Origin of the sequence: Streptomyces sp. NPDC001594 (genome assembly GCF_042893675.1) — a bacterium.
GTDB lineage: Bacteria > Actinomycetota > Actinomycetes > Streptomycetales > Streptomycetaceae > Streptomyces.
Genome location: NZ_JBIAVB010000005.1, coordinates 204,426 through 226,569, shown reverse-complemented (window position 1 = coordinate 226,569; position 22,144 = coordinate 204,426). Strand labels below are relative to the sequence as shown.

Genomic DNA, 22,144 nt, shown 5'->3' with positions numbered 1-22,144 from the left:
GGCAGAAAGCGCTTTCTGTCGCTTTCACAGACGATGCGACGGACCGGAGGAAGGTCATCATGGAACGCAGGACGATCAGGATCGCGATGAACGGCGTGACCGGGCGTATGGGGTACCGCCAGCATCTGGTCCGCTCCGTGCTAGCGCTGCGCGAGCGGGGCGGGCTGGACCTCGGGGATGGCACGCTGTTGTGGCCGGAGCCGGTGCTGGTCGGGCGCCGCGGGCCCGCCCTGCGGGCCATCGCCGAGCGGCACGGCCTGGAGCATGTGAGCACGGACCTGGAGGCGGTCCTGGCCGATCCGGAGGTGGAGGTCTACTTCGACGCCCAGGTGACCGGTGCCCGGGAGGCTTCCCTGCGCTCGGCCCTGGCGGCCGGGAAGCACGTGTACTGCGAGAAGCCGACGGCCTCCGGCTTCTCCGCCGCACTGGAGTTGGCCCGGCTGGCCGCGGCGGCCGGGGTCAAGCACGGCGTGGTGCAGGACAAGCTGTTCCTGCCGGGCCTGCTGAAACTGCGGCGGCTGGTCGAGGACGGCTTCTTCGGCCGGGTGCTCTCCGTCCGGGGGGAGTTCGGCTACTGGGTCTTCGAAGGGGACGACGGGCAGCCGGCCCAGCGGCCCTCCTGGAACTACCGGGCGCAGGACGGCGGGGGCATCGTCGCCGACATGTTCCCGCACTGGGAGTACGTGCTGCACGAGCTGTTCGGCCGGGTCAGGACGGTGCAGGCCCTGACCCGTACGCACATCGGCCGCCGGTGGGACGAGGAGGGCCGGCCGTACGAGACCACGGCCGAGGACGCCGTGTACGGCACCTTCGAGCTGGAGGGCGGCGCCGTGGCACAGATCAACTCCTCCTGGGCGGTGCGGGTGCACCGCGACGAGCTGGTGGAGTTCCAGGTGGACGGGACGCACGGCTCGGCCGTGGCCGGGCTCAGGAACTGCCGGATCCAGCACCGGGGGGCCACCCCGAGACCGGTATGGGATCCGGACCGGCCTTCGGCCGAGCCCTTCCGGGCGCAGTGGCAGGAGGTGCCGGACGACGGGCCGCCGGCCAACGGGTTCCGGACCCAGTGGGAGCTGTTCCTGCGTCATGTCGTACGCGACGAGCCCTGGCGGTGGGACCTGCTCGCCGGGGCGCGGGGAGTACAACTGGCCTCGCTCGGCCTGCGGTCCTGCGCCGAGGGGCGGCGGCTTCCGGTACCGGAGGTGACACTGTGAACGGGATCCGGCTCCCCTCCGAGGACGGGGGATGGCGGCTGTACCGGCCGTCGGCCGCTCCGCTGGGCGCGTTCGGCTCCGCCCCGGCCCGCAGTCGTGTCCTCTACGCGGCCGCCCATGTGGCCGCGGCCCCACGCGCCGCGCCGGGCGGCGGCCCGGTGGTCGACTGGGGGGCCACCCTGGGCTTCCGGCACCGGCTGTGGGGGCTGGGGCTCGGCGTGGCGGAGGCCATGGACACCGCACAGCGGGGCATGGGGCTGGACTGGCCGGAGGCGGCGGAGCTGATCCGCCGCTCGTCGCAGGAGGCCCGGGCGGTGGGCGGCCGGATCGTCTGCGGAGCGGGTACCGATCAGCTGCCCGCGGGCCGCGCGCACTCGCTCGCCGCGGTCACGGCCGCCTACGAGGAACAGCTCGCTCATGTCGAGGGCTGCGGGGCGGGAGCCGTCCTGATGGCCTCCCGCGCCCTGGTCGCGGCGGCCCGCGGTCCCGAGGACTACCTGGAGGTGTACGGGGCGCTGCTGAGGCAGAGCTCGCGGCCGGTGGTACTGCACTGGCTGGGAGCGGTATTCGATCCGGCGCTCGCCGGGTACTGGGGCCATCAGGACCTGGACGAAGCCGCCGACCTACTCGTGAAGATCGTCGCCGAACATCCGCGGAAGGTGGACGGCGTGAAGATCTCGCTGCTGGACGCGGAGCGGGAGAAGGAGCTGCGACGCCGGCTCCCGGCGGGCGTGCGCTGCTACACCGGAGACGACCACCGGTATCCGGAGCTGATCGCCGGGGACGGGGAGCTGGCCAGCGACGCGCTCCTGGGGATCTTCGGCCCCATCGCCCCCATCGCCGCCCGGGCGGCGCTCGCCCTGGACCGAGGGGATCCCGGGGGCTTCCGGGCCCTGCTGGACCCGACGGTAGTACTGGCACGGCACCTGTTCGCCCCGCCGACCCCTCTCTACAAGACCGGTGTGGTCCTGCTGGCCTGGCTGGCGGGGTATCAGGAGCACTTCACGATGCCGGCCGGGCTGGAGTCGGCCCGTTCGCTGCCCCATCTGGCGCGTGCGTACGAACTGGCCGACCTGCTGGGCCTGTTTCCCGATCCGGAACGCGCCGAGGGCCGGATGCGCCGGCTCCTGGCGGAACGGGGGGTGCCGGGATGACCGGGCCGGCGGCTCCGGCCCGGTTCAGCCTGAACCAGGAGACCGTGCGGCAGTGGTCGCTGCCCGAGCTGGTGGCCGGGTGCGAGGCGGCCGGGGTGGGGGCGGTGGGGCTGTGGCGGGATCCGGTGCGCGGGTTCGGGGTGCGGGAGACGGCGCGGCTGGTCGCCGCCGCGGGGCTGCGCGTCAGTTCCCTGTGCCGGGGCGGGTTCTTCACCGCTTCGGATCCCGCCGGGCGGGCGGCCGCGCTGGAGGAGAACCGCCGGGCCGTCGAGGAGGCGGCCGAGCTGGGGGCTGACGTCCTGGTCCTGGTCGCGGGCGGGCTGCCGGAGGGCGAGCGGGATCTCGCGGAGGCGCGGAGGCGGATCACCGGGTTCCTGGGTGACCTGGTTCCGTGGGCCGCCGGGCACGGGGTGCGGCTGGGGATCGAGCCGCTGCATCCGATGTTCGCGGCGGACCGGTGCGTGGTCTCCACGCTGGGGCAGGCCCTGGACATCGCCGAGCAGTTCCCGGCGGAGCGGGTCGGGGTGGTGGCCGACTCCTACCACCTGTGGTGGGACGAGCGGCTGGCCGCCGATCTGGGCCGGGCCGGTGCGGGCGGGCGGATCGTCTCCGTCCAGGTGGCCGACTGGGTGACTCCGCTTCCCGAGGGCGTCCTGCTGGGGCGGGGGCAGCTCGGTGACGGGTGCGTCGACCTGCGGTCCTTCCGGCAGCTGGCCGACCGGGCCGGATACCGGGGGCCGGTGGAGGTGGAGATCTTCCATCCGGGCCTGTGGGCGCGGGACGGCCGGGAGGTGCTGGGGGAGGTGATCGCCCGCTACCGGGAGCACGTCGAGTGAACGGGGCCGCAGGCGGCCTGGGTGCGGGGTGCGTTCGTGGTGGGGTGGTGCGGGGCGGCCGGGAGGGGGTGTCATAGCGTGCCCGCATGGATCAGGAGCAGATACCCGGGGGCCCCGAGGGCACCGGCAGGCGGCGGTTCCTCGCCATCGCGACGGGGACGGCCACCGCCGCCGGGCTCGGCTCGGTCGCCGGCTGCGCGAGCGGTGGGGGCGGGGCGAGCGGGGCCACTCTGAGGGGGAAGGGCACGGGCAAGGAGCCGACGCCGCAGCCGGGTCCGGGCGGCTTCGACGTGAAGGCGGAGAACGCCCGGCCGGGCAACGCCGACTGGCGCATCACCAAGGCCGGACCCGCCCGGGCCATCGAGGGGTTCGCGGACCGGGTGAGCGTGCTGCCCGGGGAGTCGTTCGGACTGCACGTGTCCACCACCGCCCCGCGGTTCACGGTATCCGCCTACCGGATGGGCTGGTACGGCGGGGCCCGGGCGCGGCTGGTGTGGCGGTCCGAGGCGCTGCCCGGGGTCCGTCAGCCCGAGCACACGGTGGAGTCCGGCACCCGTATGGTGCGCACCCGGTGGCCGCGTACCGCCGCGGTCGACACCAAGGGGTGGCCGGAGGGCTGCTACCTGCTGCGGCTGGACGCACAGGGCGGGGAGGGGCAGCGGTTCGTGCCGGTGACCGTCCGCTCGGCGGCCTCGGCGGGACGGACGGTGATCGTCAACGCGGTGGCGACCTGGCAGGCGTACAACCGCTGGGGCGGCTACGGCAGCTACGACGGCCCCAGCGGCGGATACGCTTCGCGTTCGCTGTCCGTGACCTTCGACCGGCCGTACGACTACGACGACGGGGCGGGGCTGTTCCTGGTGTACGAGGCGCCGCTGATAGCCCTCGCCGAGCGCCTCGGGATACCGCTGGCGTACGCCACGACCACCGATGTGGCGCGCGAGCGGCGGCTGCTGGAGGGGGCCGCGGCGGTGCTGTCCCTCGGCCACGACGAGTACTGGTCTCCGGAGCAGCGCGCGCACGTCACCGCGGCCCGGGACACGGGCAGCAACATCGCGATACTGGGCGCGAACTGCTGCTTCCGCCGCATCCGGCTGGAGCCCTCCGAGCTGGGCCCGGACCGTACGGTGGTCTGCTACAAGTCCTCCTACGAGCAGGACCCCGGCTTCAAGCGGGGGCATCCCGCGACCGTCGACTTCCGGTCGGCGCCGGGGGCCGACCCGGAGAGCTCGCTGCTCGGGGTGATCTACGACGGCTACCCGGTGGACGCCCCTTACGTGGTCACGAACCCGGACCACTGGCTGTTCGAGGGGACGGGGGTGAAGGCGGGCGAGGGCTTCGCGCACCTGGTCGGCGTGGAGTACGACAAGGTCGACACGGGCTTTCCGACCCCGCGTCCGATCGAGATACTGGCCCACTCGCCGGTGGTGTGCGAGGGCCGCCCGAGCCATCAGGACACGGCGTACTACACCGTGCCGAGCGGGGCGGGGGTCTTCGCCACCGGCACGATGCGCTGGGTCGAGGCCCTGGACGCCGGCGGTGACGGCCGCAGCGGCGCCAACCACGGCCTGGACGCCCGTGCCGGCGCGCTGACCACCCGGGTGACGGAGAACCTGCTGCGTGCCTTCGCCGCGGGCCCGGCCGGGCGCACGCACCCGGCGCGGGACAACGTCAAGGCGGTGTACGGAGGTTCGTGATCCCGGCGGGGCTCGATCTCGGTGGACCGGAGGCGGGTCGAGTGCTTAGGATCAAGGCGGCGGCATCGCGTGCCGGTCACCGGCCGGGTGAGGCATGGAGGTGCCGTGAGATGCCTTGTGGAGGCATTCACACATGTCCGTCCAGTTGAACCACACGATCGTCCACTCCCGCGACAACCGGGAGTCCGCCGCATTCCTGGCACACATCCTCGGTCTCGAAGTGGGCCCGGAGTGGGGCCCGTTCATCCCGGTCGAGACCGGGAACGGGGTGACCTTGGACTTCGCGGCCATCCCCGCCGAGTCCATCACGCCGCAGCACTACGCGTTCCTCGTCTCGGAGGAGGAGTTCGACTCCTCCTTCGAGAAGATCCGGGCGGCCGGCGTCGAGTACTTCGCCGATCCGCACCGCAAGCAGCCGGGCGAGATCAACCACAACGACGGCGGGCGCGGGGTCTACTTCCTGGACCCCGTCGGACACGCCATGGAGATCATCACCCGCCCCTACGGCGGCTGAAGCGCACCCCGCAGGGCCCGCGGCGCACCACGCCGTGGGCCCTGCCCGGGGAGCTCAGCCGGCCGGCCCGGCCGGAGGGGTGGGGCCGGCGGGCCGCTCCGGGAGGTAGACGATGTTCGGAGCGCCCGTCGCCGGATGGACGGCGATACGGGTGGCCACCCCGTAGACCTCCGCCAGCAGCTCCTCCGTGAGCACCTCCCCCGGCGGGCCCTGGGCCACGACCCGGCCGCCCGCCAGCACGTACAGCCGGTCGCAGAAGGACGCGGCGAGGTTCAGGTCGTGCAGGACGAGCAGGCTGGTCACGGGAAGCCGGCGGACCAGCCCCAGGACCTCCAGCTGGTAGCGGATGTCGAGGTGGTTCGTGGGCTCGTCCAGGGCGAGGAGTCCCGGTTCCTGGACGAGGGCGCGGGCGACGAGCGCGCGCTGCCGCTCCCCGCCCGAGAGCCCGTCGAAGCGGCGCCCGGCGAGCCCGGACAGGCCGACGGTCTCCAGCGCCCGCACGACCTGGAGCCGGTCGTCCGGGCCGTCCTGCTCCCAGAACCTCTTGTGCGGGCCGCGCCCCATGGACACGACCTCGCGGACCGTCAGCCCGAAGGTGCCCTCCGCGTCCTGCGGGACCACCGCCACCCGCCGGGCGCGCTCCTTGACGCCCAGCGCCGACGCGTCGGCCCCGTCGAGCAGCACCCGGCCGGCGCTGGGCCGCAGGGTGCCGTAGACGCAGCGCAGCAGGGTCGTCTTGCCGCTGCCGTTCGGCCCGACGACCCCGACCGTCTCGCCGGGCCGGGCGGTGAGGCCGATCCCGTCCAGCAGCTTCCGCCCGTCGACCTCGTAACGCAGCCCCTCGACCGAGAGTTCCACCGGACGCCCCGTCATCCGGCCACCCCCTCGGCCCGAGTGGACCTGCGCAGCATCCACAGGAAGAACGGCCCGCCGGCCAGCGCGGTGACCACGCCGACGGGTATCTCCCCAGGGGCCGCCGCGGTGCGGGCCAGCAGGTCGGCCAGGCTCAGGAAGACCGCCCCGGCGAGCGCGCAGACGGGCAGCAGCGCCCGGTGCCCGGCGCCCACCACCGTGCGGGCGGCGTGCGGAACCATCAGCCCGACGAAGCCGATCGCCCCGCTGTAGGCCACCAGCACCCCGACGACCAGGGAGGTGAGGACGAACGCGGCCGCCCGGAAGCGGCCGGTGTCCAGGCCGAGGGTGCGGGCCCCCTCCTCCCCCGCGAGCAGCAGGTCCAGGGGGCGCGCGAGGGCGACGAGCAGGGCGGTGCCGGCGAGCAGCGCGGCGGCCGGCAGGGCGAGTTCGTCCCAGCGGGCCCCGCCCAGGCCGCCCAGGGTCCAGAAGAGCACGGAGCGGAGCTGGTCGGGGTGCGCGGACAGCACGAGGACCAGGCTGGTCAGGGCGGAGAGGACGTACTGCACGGCCACCCCGGCCAGGATCAGCCGCGCGGTGGTCATCGTCCCGCCGCGCCGGGCCAGGGCGTAGACCGCGACGAGCGCGGCGAGGGAGCCGGCGAAGGCGGCCAGCGGGAGCCCTACGGCGCTCCCCGCTCCCACCCCGAGCACGATGACGGCCACCGCCCCCGCCGACGCGCCCGAGGAAGCGCCCAGCAGGAAGGGGTCGGCGAGCGCGTTGCGGACGAGGGCCTGGAGCACGGCGCCGCAGACGGCGAGCCCGGCGCCGACCACGGCCCCGAGCAGCACGCGCGGCATCCGCACGTCCCACACGATGGAGGCGAAGGCCCCGCCGCGCGCCCCGGGCCCGGCCAGCAGGACGTCGAGGACCCGGCCGGGGGCGATGCGGACGGGTCCCAGGGCCAGCCCCGCCACCATCGAGCCGGCCAGCGCGGCCGCGAGGAGCACCAGGACGGCCGCGGTGCGGCGGCGCCCGGTCACGGGGCGTCGGGGTGCAGCCGGCGGCCGAGGGACTCGACCGCGTCGGCGACGCGCACGCCGAGGACGGCCGAGGACAGCGGCAGCACGACGAACCTGCGGTTCTTCACCGCGGGAACCTCCGCCAGCGCCGGATCGTTCAACAGGCGCTGCTTCTTGGCCTCCACGGGGGTGCCGCCGTAGTCGTAGATGAGGACGACCTCGGGCCTGCGCTCGATGACCTCCTCCCACGGCACGTCGCCGAAGGTGTCCTGGAGGTCGGCGAACACGTTCGTCCCCCCGGCCAGTGAGACGATCTCGTTGCCGATGCCCTTGCCGCCGGAGGTGAAGGCGGAGGCCTCGCCCGAGTCGTAGACGAAGACGGTCGGGCGGGCCCGGTCCTTGACCCGTGCGGTGACGGCGTCGATCCGGCGCTGCTCGTCCTCGACGAGGGCCGTGCCGCGCTCGGGCACGCCGAAGGTCCGGGCGACCTCGGTGATCTCGGTCTTCAGCTGGGCGAGCCCGACGCTGCCCGGGGTGCAGTACTCCACGCTGAGCCGCGAGTTGATCCCGGACCGGGCCAGCCCCTCGCGGTCCCGGCCCTGCCCCTTGTCGAAGGCGCTGGAGTAGCCGCCGTAGACGAAGTCCGGGTCGGCCGCGAGGAGCACCTCCTTCGACGGGTACTCCTTCGCCAGCACCTTGACGCCCTCGTAGGCGCTCCGGTAGGCGGGGAGGACGGCGTCGTCGAGGTAGGCGGTGCCGGCCATCCGGTCCTGGAGGCCGAGGGCCAGCAGGAGCTCGGTGGCGTGCTGGTTCATGGTGACGGCCCGCTCGGGCGGGGCCTGATAGGTGCTGCTGACGCCGCAGTTGGTGACGGTGTACGGGAACCCGGGCGCAGGCCGGGCCCCGGGGGCGGCCCGCTCCTCCCCGGGCGGACCGCCGCACGCGGTCAGGGACAGCAGGAGCGCGAGCGCGGTGAGCGGGCGCGGGGCGGCGCGGAAACGCGGCATGGTGAGGCCTCTCCGGGGGATCCTCGTCCCCGGTCGAAGTGAAGAAGTGAAGAGGCGGTACGTCAGTGTCTGACTCCCGGGACCCCGCGGACGGGGTCGCCGGTCACAGTGGCGGGACCGCACCGGATTCGCACCGGTTTCCTGTCCTGCACCGCCCGGGACAACCCGGCCAAGTCTGCCAGATGCCACCTTTGCCCCACAGAGCGGCCCAAGGGGCCCCGAACCGATGCCGCCGCCGGTGGCGGGAGCGGGCCTCACGGAGGATCGTGGGCGGCGAGGGGAGGTGTGGAGGAGGTCGGCCATGCGTCACGGCAGCCACACGGGCCACGGCGGTCCCCGGCGCGTGGTCAGGACCGCCCGTCTCCTCCTGGTCCCCGCCCTCGCGGCGCTGCTGCTCGGCGCGGGCACCGGCGGCTCCGGCGAGACCGTCTCCCTCGACGGCGACCGCCCCGGCGAGCGGCTCGACGTCACCCTCACCCGGGTCGTCGACCCCGCGGGCCCGGCGCCGGCGCCCGGGGCCGACCGGCTGGTCGCCGTGGAGCTGCGCCTGGAGAACACCGGAACGGCGCCCTACGCGGACTCCCCCGCCCCGGCCGCGCACCTCCTGGACACCACCGGGCGGCGCTTCACCGGCCTGAGCGCCGCCACGGACGCGGGCCCGGCCCTCCCCGGCACCCTCTCCCTCGCCCCGGGCGGGTCGGCCACGGGCTACGTCGTCTTCCGGCTGCCGGCCGAAGCCCGCCCGGCGGCGGTGCAGTTCGCCCTGGACGCCGGGCTCGGCGACGACGTCGCCCACTGGAGCCTGTCGTGATCCCTGTCGTGATCCCTGCCGTAACCGGCCGGAAATTACCTCGACGTATCTAGTGACTTAGCAGGCACCCGCCAGTAGAACTTGTTCCCACTCCGTCGAGAGTGAGGAACGCCACATGAACGACAAAGACCTGCACAGCAAGGTGTCCAAGGGTGTCTCCCGACGTGGATTCATCGCTGGAACCGGTTCTCTTCTGGGGGCCATGGCCCTCAGCGTCAACACCCTCCCGGCCCGCGCCAATCCCGCCACCGGCACCGCCGCCGCCCAGCCTCCCCTCGCGTCCGGGGACCATGTCCCGGCCCTCGTCATCGGCACCGGCTACGGCGGCTCCGTCGCCGCGCTGCGGCTCGCCCAGGCCGGTGTCAACGTGCGCATGATCGAGATGGGCATGGCCTGGGACACCCCGGGCACCGACGGCAAGATCTTCGCCAACACCACCAAGCCCGACTACCGCTCCTTCTGGCTGCGCACCCGCACGAAGGCGCCGCTGAGCAACTTCCTCGGCTTCCCCATCGACAAGGACGTCCCGAAGTACACGGGCATCCTCGACGCCGAGGAGATGGGCGGGATCATCGTCTACCAGGGGCGCGGCGTCGGCGGCGGTTCGCTCGTCAACGGTGGCATGGCGGTGACCCCCAAGCGGCAGAACTTCGCCGCCATCCTCCCCACGGTGGACGCCGAGGAGATGTACTCCACCTACTACCCCCGCGCCAACGCCGGGCTCGGGGTCGGGCTCATCGACCCGAACTGGTTCGAGACGGTGGACTGCTACCAGTTCGCCCGCGTCGGCCGCAAGCACGCCCAGCGCTCCGGCTTCCCCTTCGTGTTCGTGCCGGACGTCTACGACTGGGACTACATGAAGCAGGAGGTGGCCGGCACCGTCCCCAAGTCCGCCGTGGACGGGGAGATCCTCTACGGCAACAACGCCGGCAAGAAGTCCCTCCAGAAGACCTACCTCGCCGCCGCCCGGGCCACCGGCAAGGTGGCCATCTCCCCCCTGCACCGGGTCACCACCGTCTCCCCCTCGGACGGTGGCGGCTACACGGTCGCCATGGAGGAGCTCAACACCACCGGCGACGTCGTCTCCGTCAAGACCGTCACCGCCGACCGGGTGTTCTTCGCCGCCGGCAGCGTCGGCACCAGCAAGCTCCTGGTCCGGCTGAAGGCCACCGGGGCCCTGCCGCTGCTCAACGACGAGATCGGCAAGGGCTGGGGGGACAACGGCAACGTCATGTGCGGCCGGGCGAACCACATGTGGGACCCCACCGGCAAGGTCCAGGCGTCCATCCCCTGCGGGGGCATCGACAACTGGGACGCGGGCGGCGCCTTCGCCGAGGTGGCACCGCTGCCCACCGGCATCGAAACCTACGCCTCGTTCTACCTCTCCATCACCAAGAACCCCAACCGCGCCCAGTTCACCTGGAACGCGGCGACGGGCAAGGTCGAGCTGAACTGGCAGACCGCCTGGAAGCAGCCGTCCATCGACATGGCGAAGACCATCTTCGACAAGATCAACGCGAAGGAGGGGACGATCTACCGCAGCGACCTCTTCGGCACCAACAAGATCTGGGGCGACCACCTCACCTACCACCCGCTCGGCGGCGCGGTCCTGGGCAAGGCCACCGACAACTACGGCCGCCTGCACGGCCACCCGGGCCTGTACGTCATCGACGGGGCGCTGATCCCCGGCAACACCAGCGTCAACCCGTTCGTGACCATCACGGCCCTGGCCGAGCGGAACATCGAGAAGATCATCGCCACCGACCTGTGACGCGGGACGGTCACGGTCACCGGGGGCGGCCGGGCGCAGCACGCGCCCCGGCCGGCCCCGGCTCCGTTCAGCTGCCCGGCAGGACACAGACGCTGTCGAGGCCCAGGACGTGGTTGAGCCGGCCGAAGGCGAGCCAGGAGCCGATGCTCATGCTCAGCTCCACGATCTCCACCTGGCTGTAGTGCGCGGTCATCCGCTCCCAGAACTCCTCGTCGAGGTTGTGGTGGTCCAGGGCGTAGCGCTCGGCGTACTCGGCGGCGAGCCGGGTGCGGTCGTCGAAGGCCTTGGTGGTGCGCCATTCGGTGACCGCGTCGGCGAAGTCCTCCTCGACCTTCTCGCCGTCGCGGTCGGTGCGCCAGTCGAGGCAGAAGACGCATCCGTTGATCTGCGCGACGCGCAGCCGGGCCGCCTCGAACTCGCGCAGGCCCAGGGTGGTGTGGGCGTAGACGGACAGGGAGAAGTTGGCGGCGGCCGTGCCGATGCCGGGGACCAGGTCGCCCCATACGTACTCGATGGGGTGCCGGCCGTCGGGAACGTCGATCCTCATGGCTGTTTCCTTCCGAGTTTGCCGACTGCGGGGCGCAGCGGGACGTCGAGGGCGTCGTAGAGCCCGGGCTCCGCCTCCACCAGCCAGTCGATGGCGCCTACCAGCCGCCCGACGGCGGTCGCGTTGCCGCCCGCCGAGCGGTTCTCGCCCTCGTCGGTGGCCTCGACGGTGACCTCGATGCGCGGACGGCCCTCGATGACGACGCGGTGGGCGCCGGCCCCTCCGTCGGGCGGGGAGGGCCAGTCGGGGGCGCAGGAGGCGTGGATGCGGGTGACGTGCTCGATCACGATGCGGGGCTCGCCCGCGACGATGCCCTGGACCTCGAAGCGGATGGCACCCTGGGTCCCGGCCTCGAACGCGCCCATGGTGGGGGTGGTGACCGTGGTGTCGAGGGCGCGCCGGTCGGAGGTCTCGCGGATGTCGTCGAGTTCGACGCCGAGGGCGCGGGCCATCATCCGGATCTGCCCGCCCCACACCATGGTCGGGACGGAGGGCAGGAGCATCATCGGCACGTCGTCCATGGGCTGGCCCATGCCGACCAGGTAGCGGACGGAGTCGGGCTGGTCGTAGGTGGAGTAGTCGAAGATCTCCTGACAGCGGATCACGTCCACCTCGGTACCCAGTCCGCTCAGCAGCAGCGGGAGCACGTCATTGCCCCAGCCGGGGTCGACGCCGGAGGCGAAGAGGGAGCCGCCGCCCCGCGCTATCGCCGCGAGCACCGGGTCGCGGAACTCCGGCGGGGCGCTGCGGTGGTCGTAGAGGGGGTAGAGGGCCGGGCTGACGACGGCCGCGCCGGCGGCGACGGCCCGGGTGATGTCGGCGAGGGCGTCGTCGGGGCGGACGTCGCCGGAAGCCGCGTAGACGACGGCGGCCGGGCGGGCCGCGAGCACCGCCCCGATGTCGTCGGTCGCCGCCACCCCCAGCCGGCGGTCGAGCCCGGCGAGTTCGCCCGCGTCGCGGCCGACCTTGGCGGGGTTGTGGACGATGACTGCCGTGAGTTCGAGCGCCGGGTGGGCCTCGACGGCGCGGATCGCCGCGCGGCCTACGTTGCCCGTGCCCCAGACCACCGTGGGAATCATGCGCGGAGGGTAGCGACGGGGCGCGGAGGAGCCCAGGGGCGCGGAGGATGATTTTCGGACCGGTCCACCCGCGGCTCCGGTGCGGGTCAGGGCACGGGTCCGCCTGCGGCTCCGGCGCGGCTCCGGGCGCGGAGAAAGGATTCGGCAGGGTGCCGCCCGCCCCGTACGCTCCCCCGGCATGAGCATGAGGAATTCGACGGTACGGGCGGTCAACCGGCTCACGGCGCGCTGGGCCGAAGCCCATGGGGGTGACGCCGGTACGGTCTTCACGGCGGCCGGGGTCTGGCCGCTGCTCGCCCCGCTCGCGGACGGGGCGGCGGGTCCGGCCCGGGCGGAGCTGGCGGAGGCCCTGGGCCTGCCCGCCGAACGGGCGGCGGGGGCGGCGCGGGAGCTGCTGGCCGCACTGGACGGCATACGCGGGCTGCGAGCCGCGACCGGCCTGTGGACCCGGGCGGACCTGCCGCTGGAGACCGCCTGGCGGGAGCAGCTGGCGCCGGGGGGCCACGGGGCCCTCAGCGGCGACGCGGCGGCCGACGGCAAGGCGCTGGACGCGTGGGCCGACCGGCGCACGGGCGGGCTGGTCAAGCGGATGCCGGTCACGCTGACCGAGGGGCCGGACGGCACGAAGCTGGTGCTGGCTTCGGCCCTCGCGCTCAAGACGCAGTGGCTCCGGCCGTTCTCCGCATGGCCCCGCGAGCCGTCCGAAGGCCCCTGGGCCGGGCAGCCCCTGCAGATGCTGCACCGCACCACGGCCCTGCCGGACCGGGCCGCGGTCGCGGAAGGACGGCAGGGGGCGGTGACCCTGCTGGAGGTGGTCGGGGACACCGGCGTGGACGTCCACCTCGTGCTGGGCGAACCCGGAGCCGCACCCGGCGGGGTCCTCACCACCGGCATCGCGGCCGTCACCCGCGCCCGGCCCCTCACCCCCGCGAGCCTGCTCCCGGAGGGCCGCCCCGGTCCCGGCCTCACCATCACCCGGGAGCCGGCGCTGACGCCCGAGCCCCGGCTCGTGGTCGAGACCCCCGCCTTCGAGGTACGGGCGGAGCACGACCTCCTGGAGCGGGCCCGGCTGTTCGGTCTGGCGGCGGCGTGTGACGACAGCCGCGGCCACTTCCCCGGGGTCAGCTCCGAACCCCTGGCCATCGGTTCGGCTCGGCAGGCGGCGGTGGCACGGTTCCACGCGGAGGGCTTCGAGGCGGCGGCGGTCACCGCCGTCGGCCTGGCGGTGGGTTGCGCCGCGCCCGCGCGCCCGCGCTACCGCACCCGCCGGGTCGAGGCGCGCTTCGACCGCCCCTTCGGCTTCCTCGCCGTGCACCGCGCCTCGCGGCTGGTGCTGGCGGCGGGCTGGGTCAGCGATCCGCTCCCGTACGAGGCGCCGCCGGAGAAGACCCTGGAGGAGAAGCTGAGGGAGGAAGAGGAGGCCTGGGCGGAAGAGGGGTAGGCGGGCCCAGCGTCGCGGCCAGCGCCGCCGTCTGCGCGAAGGAGGGGACGCGGCCGGTGCCGCCGCGCCCCGACACCGACAGGGAGGCCGCGGCGACGCCGTGGGCCACCGCCTCCGCGAGGGGGTCGCCCAGGGCGAGCCGGGCGGTGACCGTGCCGGTGAAGCAGTCCCCGGCGCCGGTGGCGTCCACGGGATCGGGGTTCACCGGGACGGCGTGGTGGGCCGCCGCGGTGCCCTCGTCCAGGAGCAGCCGGCCGGCCCCGGCGGTGACGGCGACGGCGCGGGCGCCCAGTGCCCGGTAGCGGGCGGCGGCGGTGCGGGGGTCGTCGGTGTCGACGAGGGCGAGGGCGTCGGCCGGGCAGGAGGTCTTGAGCAGGCCGGTCAGCGGGGCCACCGCCGCCAGCAGGGAGCGGGCCTCGGCCCGTCCGGTCAGCCGGGGGCGGAAGTTGGGGTCGTAGGTGACGTGTCCCCCGGCCCCGTGGACGGTGCGGACCGCTTCGAGCACCGCCGCGCGGCTGGTCGGGGAGAGCGCGCCGGCGATCCCGCCGGTGACGAGCGCCCCGGCCGCGGTCAGCAGCTCCCGCCAGGCCTCGACATGGGCCGGGGAGAGGGTGGATCCGGCGCTGCGGGTGCGCCAGTAGACGAACTCGCGCTCCCCGCCGGTGTCCGCGCTGAGCAGGTAGGCGCCGTTGGGGTGGGGGGCGCGGTGGACGTGCGAGACGTCCACGCCCAGCTCGGCGGCCCGGCGCAGCAGCGGGACGCTCAGCTCGTCCTCGCCGACGACCGCGAGCAGCGCGGTACGGGCTCCGGCCGCCGCGGCGGCGGCAGCGGCGTTGAGGGCGTCGCCGGAGTAGGAGATCCGGGCGGCGCTCCCGTCGGCGGCTTCGCGCAGCGGGACGTCGGCGTGGACCTCGACGAGCACCTCGCCGAGCACGAGGACGTCGTACCGGCCGCCCTCCCGGGAGGCGGTCATGGCCGCACCTCCCTGCGCGGTACGGCGCCGGCCACGGCCTCCGGCGCGCAGGACCGCACGCCGCCGGCCACGGCTGCGCGGGGCTCCGGCCCGGCCGGGCGATCGGGCGGTACGGAGGCGTCCCCGTCCCGCGCGTCCCGTCCTGGATCCGGCGCGGAGGCGCGTGGGCCGTCGGGCCCGGCTGCGCGGGGTTGCGGCCCGGTCGGCCGGTCACGTCGCGGCGCGCGGTCCGTGAGCGGCAGGTGCGGGACTCCGGCCGGGACGGTCGGTCCCGGGGCCGGCGGGGGCGAGCCCCCGCCGGCCCCGGCGGGCCCTTCGGTCGGTACGCGGGAACCGACCGGCGCCGCCGGACCGGCTCGGTGCGCGGAGGGTCCCCGGTCGGCGGACACCGCCGGGGCGCCCGGCCCGGCCGCGGTCTCGCGGGGCGCAGCGGGCCCGGGACCGAGGGCGCGGGCCGGACCGGCGCCGGGTGCGGACGCGGCCGGGTACGCCGCCAGGGAGGCGAACAGGGCCGCGAGTTCCGCCGGGTCCGTCGGGAGGCCGCTGCCGATGCCGACGGCGGTCGCGCCCGCGGCGAGCCAGTCGCGGACCTCGCCCGGCGCGATGCCGCCGGTCGGGATCAGCACGGCGCCGGGCAGGACGGCCCGCAGGGAGCGGAGGAACTCCGGGCCGCCGACGTGGGCCGGGAAGACCTTCGCGGCGCCCGAGCGGCGGACCGCGGCGGCGATCTCGCCGGGGGTGAACCCGCCCTCCACGAAGGCCGCCCCGCGCCGTGCGGCGGTCTCGCGGACCTCGGGGGCGGGGTACGGGGAGACCAGGAAGCCCGCCCCGGCGTCGAGGGCCGTCCCGGCGTCGGCCGCGGTGGTGACCGTGCCCACGCCGACGAGCGCCGGGCGGCCCAGCGCGTCGGCGAGGGCGGCCGCGCGGGCCACGGCCCCGGGCCAGCCGGGGGTGGACGTGGTGAGCTCCACCGCGCGGCAGCCGGCGGCGAGCAGGGTCCGCACGGTGCGGACGGCCTCGTCGGCCTCGGCGCTGCGCAGCACCGGGAGCAGGCGCTGGGCGGCTATGACCTCGTACGGACGCAGGGACACGGGCGGGCCCTCCCGGACGTTCCCCGGGGGGAACTCGGCATCGTGCACGGGAACTTATTGGTCCAGACCTTACACATCCGGGACCCGGCTGGCACCGGAGATCTTCCTCCGGATAAAAACTTCTTCCGGATAAGTGTTATCGGTGCCCCCCTCGACGGTCTCCCAGTTGTCGGACATCATCGACCGCCGGTACGGACAGGGAAGTTCACATGAGTACACAGCACACGGCAGAGCTGGTGGCAGCGGCCCGCGCGGGCGACCCCCGAGCGCAGGACGAGCTGGTCGGCACCCACCTGCCGCTCGTCTACAACATCGTCGGCCGGGCCCTGAACGGTTCCGTGGACGTGGACGACGTCGTGCAGGACACCATGCTGCGGGCGCTCGACGGCCTGGGTTCCCTGCACGCCGACGAGAACTTCCGGTCCTGGCTGGTGGCCATCACCATGAACCGGATACGGGCCCACTGGCAGTCCCGCAGCGGCGCGCCCGGGGCCGGCGGCCTGGAGGAGGCGCAGGACCTGGCCGACCCCGGCGCCGACTTCGCCGACCTGACGGTGGTCAAGCTCCAGCTGTCGGGCCAGCGCCGGGAGACGGCCCGCGCCACCCGCTGGCTGGAGCCCGACGACCGGGCGCTGCTGTCGCTGTGGTGGCTGGAGTGCGCCGGTGAGCTGACCCGGGCCGACGTGGCCTCGGCCCTGGAGCTGACCCCGCAGCACACGGCGGTACGGGTGCAGCGGATGAAGGCGCAGCTGGAGTCGGCGCGGGTGGTGGAGCGGGCCCTGGAGGCACAGCCGCCGTGCGACCAGATCCGCGCGATGACGGGCACCTGGGACGGCCGCCCCTCCCCGCTGTGGCGCAAGCGCATCGCCCGGCACGCCCGGGAGTGCCTGCGCTGCTCCGGGCTGTGGAACGGGCTGATGCCGGCGGAGGGGCTGCTGGCCGGGCTGGCGCTGGTCCCGGTGGCGGCGGCGCTGACGGCGGGCGTCCGGGCCGCGGTGACGGCGAACACCGCCCCGGTGGCCTTCGCCGACGCGGCCACGCAGCTGAGCCCGGTGGTGTCCGGGCCGGGGCGGGCCGCCCGGCGCAAGGGCGGGGACACTGGTCCCGGTGACCCGTCCGGCGGCCGCGGGGCGCAGCGCAAGCGGCGCCAGAACCGCCGCCGGGCGATCGGCGGGGCGGTGATCGCCGCGTGCGTGGCGGGCGGCGGACTCGTCTACCTGACGACGCCCGGCGACAAGGGTGGTGAGGCGGGCGGTGCGACCCCCGCCTCGCCCCTGGCCGCGCTCTCCGCGCCGGACACGGCCTCCGCGCGGCCCTCCGGCTCCGCCTCGGTCTCACCCTCCGGTTCGGCCTCGCCCTCCTCCTCCGCCTCGGCTTCCGCCTCGGCCTCGCCGTCGCCCTCGTCGAGCAGCTCGAAGTCCTCGGCCCCGGCGCCCGAGCCGGCCCGCAGCAACCCGCCGAAGCCCGCGCCGCCCGCCCCCGCGCCCGCCCCGGCGGGGGTGGTCGGGCAGGTGATCGCCCTGGTCAACTCCGAGCGGGCAGCGGCCGGCTGCGGTCCGCTCAAGGAGGACGCGCAGCTGGACCGGGCGGCGCAGGGCCACTCCGACGACATGGCCCGGCGGGGCTTCTTCGACCACACCAACCCCGACGGCGCGGGCCCGGGCGACCGGACGACGGCCGCCGGGTACCGCTGGTCCACGTACGGCGAGAACATCGCCAGGGGCCAGCAGACGGCGCAGGACGTGATGGACTCGTGGATGAAGAGTCCGGGGCACCGGGCGAACATCCTCAACTGCTCCTTCAAGGACATCGGCGTCGGCATGCACCCGGGGGCCGGCGGCCCGTGGTGGACGCAGAACTTCGGCGCGCGCGGCTGACGGGCCCGCCCCGCGTCCTCCTGTTTGACTCAGAATCCGGGCAAGATAGAGGCTGGAGGCCGAGGAGCAGGTCAGAGAGCGGGCGGGGGTGAGGTGCGTGCCGAGGAAGGAGCTGCGGCCCCATCAGCGCGAGGCCGTCGATGCCGTCGTGCGCGCCCTCCAGCTGCCCCCCGACGGCCGGGTGCCCCCGCGGGGCTTGCGGACCCAGGTGATCATGGCCACCGGGTCCGGGAAGTCGCTGGTCGCCGTGGGCTCCTCCGAGGAACTGCGGGCCGGCCGGGTCCTGGTCCTGGTGCCCTCCCTGGACCTGCTCGTGCAGACCGTCGCGGCCTGGCGGGAGGGCGGCCGCACCGGGCGGGCCCTGGCCGTGTGCTCGCTGCGCGGTGAGGACGTGGGGGTGCCCACCACCACCGATCCGCGCGTCCTGGCCCGCTGGGGCGCCGAGCCGCTGGAGCGGGTGACGGTGTTCGCCACGTACGCCTCGCTGGGCCTGGGCACCATCGAACGGGCGCACCTGGCCGGGCTGCCGTCCTGGGACCTGGTCGTGGTCGACGAGGCGCACCGGACCTCGGGCCGGATCGGCAAGCCCTGGGCCGTGGTGCACGACAACGCGCGGATCCCCTCGCTGCGGCGGCTGTACCTGACGGCCACCCCACGGGTGTGGCGCGACGGCGAGGAGGCCGACGAGTCCGACGAGGAGGACGAGGAGCCGGGCGGCGGCCGGGAGCCGCGCGGGCGGGGCGAGCTGGTCGCCTCGATGGAGGACGACCCGGAGGGGCCGTTCGGCTCCCGCTGCCACACCCTGTCGCTGTCCGAGGCCATCGACCGGGGGATCTGCGCCCCGTACCGGGTGGTGTGCGTGGACGTCAGCGATCCGGGGTTCCAGTCGGCGGTGCTGCTGGGGGCGGACGGGCGCTCGGACCGGGTGCGCGGGATGCGGCTCGCGGCGCTCCAGGCGGCGCTGGTCAAGGCCGCGGCGGACCAGGGCTTCCGGCGGACGCTGGTGTTCCACCACCTGACGAAGGAGGCGGAGGCCTTCGCGGCGGGGCTGCCGGCGGTCGCCGCCCGGATGCGGGCGGCGAGCCGGAGCCCGCATCCGGTGTACCCGCGGACGGTGTGGGCGGACTGGCTGTGCGGGCAGCACACGGCGGCCCACCGGCGGCGGGTGCTGGAGGCGTTCGCCGCGGACCGGGTGGCGGACAAGGCCTTCCTCGGCAGCGTCCGGGTGCTCGGTGAGGGGGTGGACACCAAGGAGTGCGACTCCGTCTTCTGGGCGGACGTCCGCGGTTCCATGCCGGACCTGGTGCAGGCGGTCGGGCGGGCGCTGCGGATCCGGCCGGGCGAGGGGAAGGTGGCCTCGCTGGTGGTGCCGGTGCTGCTGGGGCCGGGCGAGTCGCCGGAGTCGATGCTGACCTCGCGGGCGTACGGGGACCTCGCGCGGCTCCTGGAGGCCCTGCGGGCGCACGATTCGCGGCTGGTGGAGGCCCTGGCGCAGCCGCAGGCCCCGAGCGCGGCGGCGAAGGCCCCGGCGGCGGCCGCGACGTCGGCCGGGCCCGGCGAAGGGGCGCGGGCGCTGCTGAGCTTCTCCACACCGCGCGATCCGGCGCTGCTGGCCGCCTTCATCCGGCTGCGGGTGCTCAACCCGGAGCACACGCGGTGGCGGCGCGGGGCGGAAGCGGCCCGGGTCTACGCGGCGACGGCCGGGGACCTGAAGGTGCCGTTCGCGTTCCGGGTCCCGGCGGACGACCCGCAGTGGCCGGCCGCCCTGGCCGGGTTCCCGCTCGGCCAGTGGATCGCGGACGCGCGGCGCACCTACCGGCGCGGTGCGCTGGGCCGGGAGCGGACGCGGGAGCTCGACGAACTCGGCATGGTGTGGAGCCATTTCGACGTGGCCTTCGAGGAGGGGCTCGCCGCGGCCCGCGCCTGGGCCGCCGAGCACGGGCACCTGCTGCCGCCGGTGGACGCCACCTGGCACGGGGTGCCGGTGGGGGTGTGGATGAAGAACAACCGGGCCGCCGCCCGCCGCGAGGGCCCGGGCGCGCTCGCGCAGGAACGCCGGGACGCCCTGGACGAGATCGACCCGGCCTGGTGCCCGGCCTGGGACATCGGCTGGCAGCGCGGCTTCCACCTGACCCGGGCACACCTGGACGCGGGCGGCACGGTGCCCTCCGGGCCGGGGCGGGTGGTGGTCCAGGGCGAGGACCTGGGGCTGTGGGTGCGGGCCCAGCGGCTGGGCTGGGAACGGCTCGCCTGGGCGCAGCGGTGGCTGCTGGAGCACGCGCTGGGGCTGGCCCCGGCCGCGGAGGCGGAACGGCCGCCGCCGCGGCTCAGCCATGCCGAGGCCTGGGCCGCGCACCTGGAGGCGGCCCGGCACTTCCACGCCCGCGAGGGGCACCTGCGGGTGCCGCGGACCCATGTGGAGCGGGTGGGCGGGCAGGAGCTGCGGCTGGGCTCGTGGATCGCCAACCAGCGCTCCCGGGCGGCGGGCCTGGCCCCGGAACGGGTGGCCGCGCTGACGGCACTGGGAATGCGCTGGCCGACCCCGCCGGGCTGACCCGGCCGCCCCGCGACGCCGCCGATCCGACACTACGGCCCGAGCCCGGTGCCGCGCCCGGACACGGCGCCGGGCCCCGTACGGGCCCACGGCACGAGCCGAGGCGCCACTGCCGCCCCGGGACACGGCCCCCGCCGCCCCCGGACAACTGGGAAGGTACCGGCCCGGGGGCGCCGACGCCGTGCCGGGGGCACGCCCCGGCACGGGGTGCCACCGGTCGCGCGCGGTGGGGGCGTCAGTGGTGGAAGCCCGAGCGGCCGGGGGTGGCCGGGGTGAGCTGCGGGACGGCGCGCAGGTGGGACACGGCCCGGCGGATGTCCTCGACCAGCAGGGCGATCTGGTCGCGCGTCACCCCGTGCCGGATCAGGACCCGCTGGATGACGGTCTCCTCCCGGTCGGCCGGGAGCGGGTACGAGGGCACCTGCCAGCCGCGCATCCGCAACCGGTCGGAGAGGTCGTAGAGGCTGAACCCGGCCCCGCCCGGATCGGTGAGGGTGTAGGAGACGGCGGGCAGCGCGCCCCGGCCGTCGTAGAGCAGGGTGAAGGGGCCGAGGCCCTCGATCTCGCCGGCCAGGTACTGGGCCGTGTCGGCGCAGGCCTGCTGGACGCGGCGGTAGCCGGCCCGGCCCAGCCGCAGGAAGAGGTAGTACTGGGCGATGACCTGGCCGCCGGGGCGGGAGAAGTTGAGGGCGAAGGTGGGCATGTCCCCGCCGAGGTAGTCCACGTCGAAGACCAGCTCGGCGGGGAGCAGGTCGGCGGTGCGCCACACGATCCAGCCGACGCCCAGCGGCGCGAGCCCGTACTTGTGGCCGGAGGTGTTGACGGAGGCCACGCGCGGCAGCCGGAAGTCCCAGACCACGTCGGGGTGGAGGAAGGGGGCGACGAAGCCCCCGCTGGCGGCGTCGACGTGGACGGGGACGTCCCAGCCGTGCTCCTCCTGGATCCGGTCGAGGGCGGCGGCGAGCTCGGCGACGGGCTCGTAGTCGCAGGTGTAGGTGACGCCGAGGATGGCGACGACCCCGATGGTGTGCTCGTCCACGTGGGCGGCGAGCTGATGGGGGCGCAGCCCGGTGGCGCCGGGTTCCAGGGGGACCTGGCGGAGCTCGACGTCGAAGTAGCGGGCGAACTTCTCCCAGCAGATCTGGACCGGCCCGCACACCAGGTTGGGGCGGTCGGCGGGTTTGCCCTCGGCCCTGCGGCGGGCCCGCCAGCGCCATTTGAGGGCGAGTCCCCCGAGCATGGCGGCCTCGCTGGAGCCGGTGGTGGAACAGCCGGTGCCGGTCGTGCCGGCCGGGGCGTTCCAGAGGTCGGCCAGGATGTTGACGCAGCGGGCCTCGATCTCGGCGGTCTGCGGGTACTCGTCCTTGTCGATCATGTTCTTGTCGAGGCACTCGTTCATCAGCCGGTGCACGCCGTCGTCCGACCAGGTGGTGCAGAAGGTGGCGAGGTTCTGGGCGGCGTTGCCGTCGAGGAGGAGCTCGTTGTGGAGGAGCGAGTAGACCACTTCGGAGGACGAGTGGTCCTCGGGCATCCGGTACTTGGGCAGGACCTGGCCGCTCAGGGCGGACGCGAAGACGTCCGTGCCGGGTTCCTCGGTGCGCGTGTCCTTCGTCTGATGGAGAGGCATATCGGGACTATAGGGCGTCAAAAGCAACAAATCAGACTTCAGGGGCGCTTGAGGGCCGATCGGGAATGGCGGATTCC

General features: G+C 74.7%; 18 protein-coding genes and 1 riboswitch. Of the genes, 10 read left to right on the top strand and 8 right to left on the bottom strand.

All coding sequences use genetic code 11. From position 1 onward, the window contains the following. Window positions 1-59: 59 nt before the first annotated feature. The 5 genes from ACFY0O_RS12520 (at window position 60) to ACFY0O_RS12500 (ending at window position 5,415) form a co-directional block, all read left to right on the top strand. The gene (locus tag ACFY0O_RS12520; RefSeq protein WP_388946158.1) at window positions 60-1,214 is read left to right on the top strand and encodes a Gfo/Idh/MocA family protein; all 1,155 of its coding nucleotides are present in this window, start codon (window positions 60-62) and stop codon (window positions 1,212-1,214) included. Continuing rightward, window positions 1,211-2,368, top strand: coding sequence for a dihydrodipicolinate synthase family protein (locus ACFY0O_RS12515; protein ID WP_388946155.1), 1,158 nt, complete (start codon window positions 1,211-1,213; stop codon window positions 2,366-2,368). The genes ACFY0O_RS12520 and ACFY0O_RS12515 overlap by 4 nt, the downstream gene beginning before the upstream one ends. Further along, a complete protein-coding gene (locus ACFY0O_RS12510; RefSeq protein ID WP_388946150.1) occupies window positions 2,365-3,204 on the top strand; it encodes a sugar phosphate isomerase/epimerase family protein in 840 nt (279 codons plus the stop codon). Before ACFY0O_RS12515 ends, ACFY0O_RS12510 begins: the two co-directional genes overlap by 4 nt. Window positions 3,205-3,290: 86 nt before the next feature. Then, a complete protein-coding gene (locus ACFY0O_RS12505; protein ID WP_388946147.1) occupies window positions 3,291-4,901 on the top strand; it encodes a N,N-dimethylformamidase beta subunit family domain-containing protein in 1,611 nt (536 codons plus the stop codon). A gap of 133 nt (window positions 4,902-5,034) precedes the next feature. Continuing rightward, window positions 5,035-5,415: a VOC family protein gene (locus ACFY0O_RS12500; protein ID WP_388946144.1), complete on the top strand. Its 381-nt coding sequence runs from the start codon at window positions 5,035-5,037 to the stop codon at window positions 5,413-5,415. 54 nt (window positions 5,416-5,469) lie between these two features. Here the strand turns inward: ACFY0O_RS12500 and ACFY0O_RS12495 are convergent, their stop codons facing one another. From ACFY0O_RS12495 to ACFY0O_RS12485, 3 genes are read right to left on the bottom strand one after another with little or no spacing between them, the layout of a single operon-like run. After that, window positions 5,470-6,288 carry an ABC transporter ATP-binding protein gene (locus ACFY0O_RS12495; protein WP_388946141.1) on the bottom strand — a complete coding sequence of 273 codons (819 nt, stop codon included), beginning with the start codon at window positions 6,286-6,288 and terminating at the stop codon, window positions 5,470-5,472. Continuing rightward, window positions 6,285-7,310 (bottom strand): FecCD family ABC transporter permease, encoded by a 1,026-nt coding sequence (locus ACFY0O_RS12490; RefSeq protein ID WP_388946138.1) that lies wholly within the window; start codon window positions 7,308-7,310, stop codon window positions 6,285-6,287. The genes ACFY0O_RS12495 and ACFY0O_RS12490 overlap by 4 nt, the downstream gene beginning before the upstream one ends. Then, window positions 7,307-8,296, bottom strand: a complete 990-nt coding sequence (locus ACFY0O_RS12485) for an ABC transporter substrate-binding protein (RefSeq protein WP_388946135.1) — start codon at window positions 8,294-8,296, stop codon at window positions 7,307-7,309. The genes ACFY0O_RS12490 and ACFY0O_RS12485 overlap by 4 nt, the downstream gene beginning before the upstream one ends. Before the next feature lie 42 nt (window positions 8,297-8,338). Beyond that, window positions 8,339-8,477: riboswitch (cobalamin riboswitch) on the bottom strand. A 120-nt stretch (window positions 8,478-8,597) separates the two neighbouring features. Here ACFY0O_RS12485 and ACFY0O_RS12480 point away from each other — a divergent pair. Together ACFY0O_RS12480 and ACFY0O_RS12475 are read left to right on the top strand one after the other, a co-directional pair. After that, window positions 8,598-9,107 (top strand): DUF4352 domain-containing protein, encoded by a 510-nt coding sequence (locus ACFY0O_RS12480; protein WP_388946133.1) that lies wholly within the window; start codon window positions 8,598-8,600, stop codon window positions 9,105-9,107. Window positions 9,108-9,222: 115 nt separating this feature from the next. Continuing rightward, window positions 9,223-10,878 carry a GMC oxidoreductase gene (locus tag ACFY0O_RS12475; protein ID WP_388946130.1) on the top strand — a complete coding sequence of 552 codons (1,656 nt, stop codon included), beginning with the start codon at window positions 9,223-9,225 and terminating at the stop codon, window positions 10,876-10,878. 67 nt (window positions 10,879-10,945) lie between these two features. Here the strand turns inward: ACFY0O_RS12475 and ACFY0O_RS12470 are convergent, their stop codons facing one another. Both ACFY0O_RS12470 and ACFY0O_RS12465 read right to left on the bottom strand, forming a co-directional pair. Beyond that, window positions 10,946-11,425 (bottom strand): carboxymuconolactone decarboxylase family protein, encoded by a 480-nt coding sequence (locus ACFY0O_RS12470; RefSeq protein ID WP_388946127.1) that lies wholly within the window; start codon window positions 11,423-11,425, stop codon window positions 10,946-10,948. Further along, window positions 11,422-12,504 (bottom strand): dihydrodipicolinate reductase, encoded by a 1,083-nt coding sequence (locus ACFY0O_RS12465; RefSeq protein ID WP_388946124.1) that lies wholly within the window; start codon window positions 12,502-12,504, stop codon window positions 11,422-11,424. The genes ACFY0O_RS12470 and ACFY0O_RS12465 overlap by 4 nt, the downstream gene beginning before the upstream one ends. Before the next feature lie 178 nt (window positions 12,505-12,682). On the opposite strand from ACFY0O_RS12465, the gene ACFY0O_RS12460 reads away from it, so the two are divergent. Next, window positions 12,683-13,945, top strand: coding sequence for a serpin family protein (locus ACFY0O_RS12460; protein ID WP_388946120.1), 1,263 nt, complete (start codon window positions 12,683-12,685; stop codon window positions 13,943-13,945). On the opposite strand, the gene ACFY0O_RS12455 is transcribed toward ACFY0O_RS12460, so the two are convergent. Both ACFY0O_RS12455 and ACFY0O_RS12450 read right to left on the bottom strand, forming a co-directional pair. Next, window positions 13,854-14,918, bottom strand: a complete 1,065-nt coding sequence (locus ACFY0O_RS12455; protein WP_388946117.1) for a PfkB family carbohydrate kinase — start codon at window positions 14,916-14,918, stop codon at window positions 13,854-13,856. The two genes, ACFY0O_RS12460 and ACFY0O_RS12455, sit on opposite strands and share 92 nt — an antisense overlap. Further along, window positions 14,915-16,009 (bottom strand): hypothetical protein, encoded by a 1,095-nt coding sequence (locus tag ACFY0O_RS12450; protein ID WP_388946114.1) that lies wholly within the window; start codon window positions 16,007-16,009, stop codon window positions 14,915-14,917. Before ACFY0O_RS12450 ends, ACFY0O_RS12455 begins: the two co-directional genes overlap by 4 nt. Before the next feature lie 209 nt (window positions 16,010-16,218). Here ACFY0O_RS12450 and ACFY0O_RS12445 point away from each other — a divergent pair, with 209 nt between their 5' ends. Further along, window positions 16,219-17,886, top strand: a complete 1,668-nt coding sequence (locus tag ACFY0O_RS12445; RefSeq protein WP_388946111.1) for a sigma-70 family RNA polymerase sigma factor — start codon at window positions 16,219-16,221, stop codon at window positions 17,884-17,886. 97 nt (window positions 17,887-17,983) lie between these two features. Beyond that, complete coding sequence (locus ACFY0O_RS12440; protein ID WP_388946108.1) at window positions 17,984-20,440, top strand: Helicase associated domain protein; 2,457 nt, start codon at window positions 17,984-17,986, stop codon at window positions 20,438-20,440. A 235-nt stretch (window positions 20,441-20,675) separates the two neighbouring features. Here the strand turns inward: ACFY0O_RS12440 and ACFY0O_RS12435 are convergent, their stop codons facing one another. Further along, a complete protein-coding gene (locus ACFY0O_RS12435; protein WP_388946106.1) occupies window positions 20,676-22,067 on the bottom strand; it encodes a glutamate decarboxylase in 1,392 nt (463 codons plus the stop codon). Window positions 22,068-22,144: the final 77 nt, after the last annotated feature.

Bases quoted from the DNA above. Each gene is read 5' to 3' on its own strand.
- ACFY0O_RS12520 (WP_388946158.1), top strand. From the start codon at position 60: ATGGAACGCAGGACGATCAGGATCGCGATGAACGGCGTGACCGGGCGT.
- ACFY0O_RS12510 (WP_388946150.1), top strand. From the start codon at position 2,365: ATGACCGGGCCGGCGGCTCCGGCCCGGTTCAGCCTGAACCAGGAGACC.
- ACFY0O_RS12505 (WP_388946147.1), top strand. From the start codon at position 3,291: ATGGATCAGGAGCAGATACCCGGGGGCCCCGAGGGCACCGGCAGGCGG.
- ACFY0O_RS12500 (WP_388946144.1), top strand. From the start codon at position 5,035: ATGTCCGTCCAGTTGAACCACACGATCGTCCACTCCCGCGACAACCGG.
- ACFY0O_RS12495 (WP_388946141.1), bottom strand. From the start codon at position 6,288: ATGACGGGGCGTCCGGTGGAACTCTCGGTCGAGGGGCTGCGTTACGAG.
- ACFY0O_RS12485 (WP_388946135.1), bottom strand. From the start codon at position 8,296: ATGCCGCGTTTCCGCGCCGCCCCGCGCCCGCTCACCGCGCTCGCGCTC.
- ACFY0O_RS12480 (WP_388946133.1), top strand. From the start codon at position 8,598: ATGCGTCACGGCAGCCACACGGGCCACGGCGGTCCCCGGCGCGTGGTC.
- ACFY0O_RS12475 (WP_388946130.1), top strand. From the start codon at position 9,223: ATGAACGACAAAGACCTGCACAGCAAGGTGTCCAAGGGTGTCTCCCGA.
- ACFY0O_RS12470 (WP_388946127.1), bottom strand. From the start codon at position 11,425: ATGAGGATCGACGTTCCCGACGGCCGGCACCCCATCGAGTACGTATGG.
- ACFY0O_RS12465 (WP_388946124.1), bottom strand. From the start codon at position 12,504: ATGATTCCCACGGTGGTCTGGGGCACGGGCAACGTAGGCCGCGCGGCG.
- ACFY0O_RS12460 (WP_388946120.1), top strand. From the start codon at position 12,683: ATGAGCATGAGGAATTCGACGGTACGGGCGGTCAACCGGCTCACGGCG.
- ACFY0O_RS12455 (WP_388946117.1), bottom strand. From the start codon at position 14,918: ATGACCGCCTCCCGGGAGGGCGGCCGGTACGACGTCCTCGTGCTCGGC.
- ACFY0O_RS12445 (WP_388946111.1), top strand. From the start codon at position 16,219: ATGAGTACACAGCACACGGCAGAGCTGGTGGCAGCGGCCCGCGCGGGC.
- ACFY0O_RS12435 (WP_388946106.1), bottom strand. From the start codon at position 22,067: ATGCCTCTCCATCAGACGAAGGACACGCGCACCGAGGAACCCGGCACG.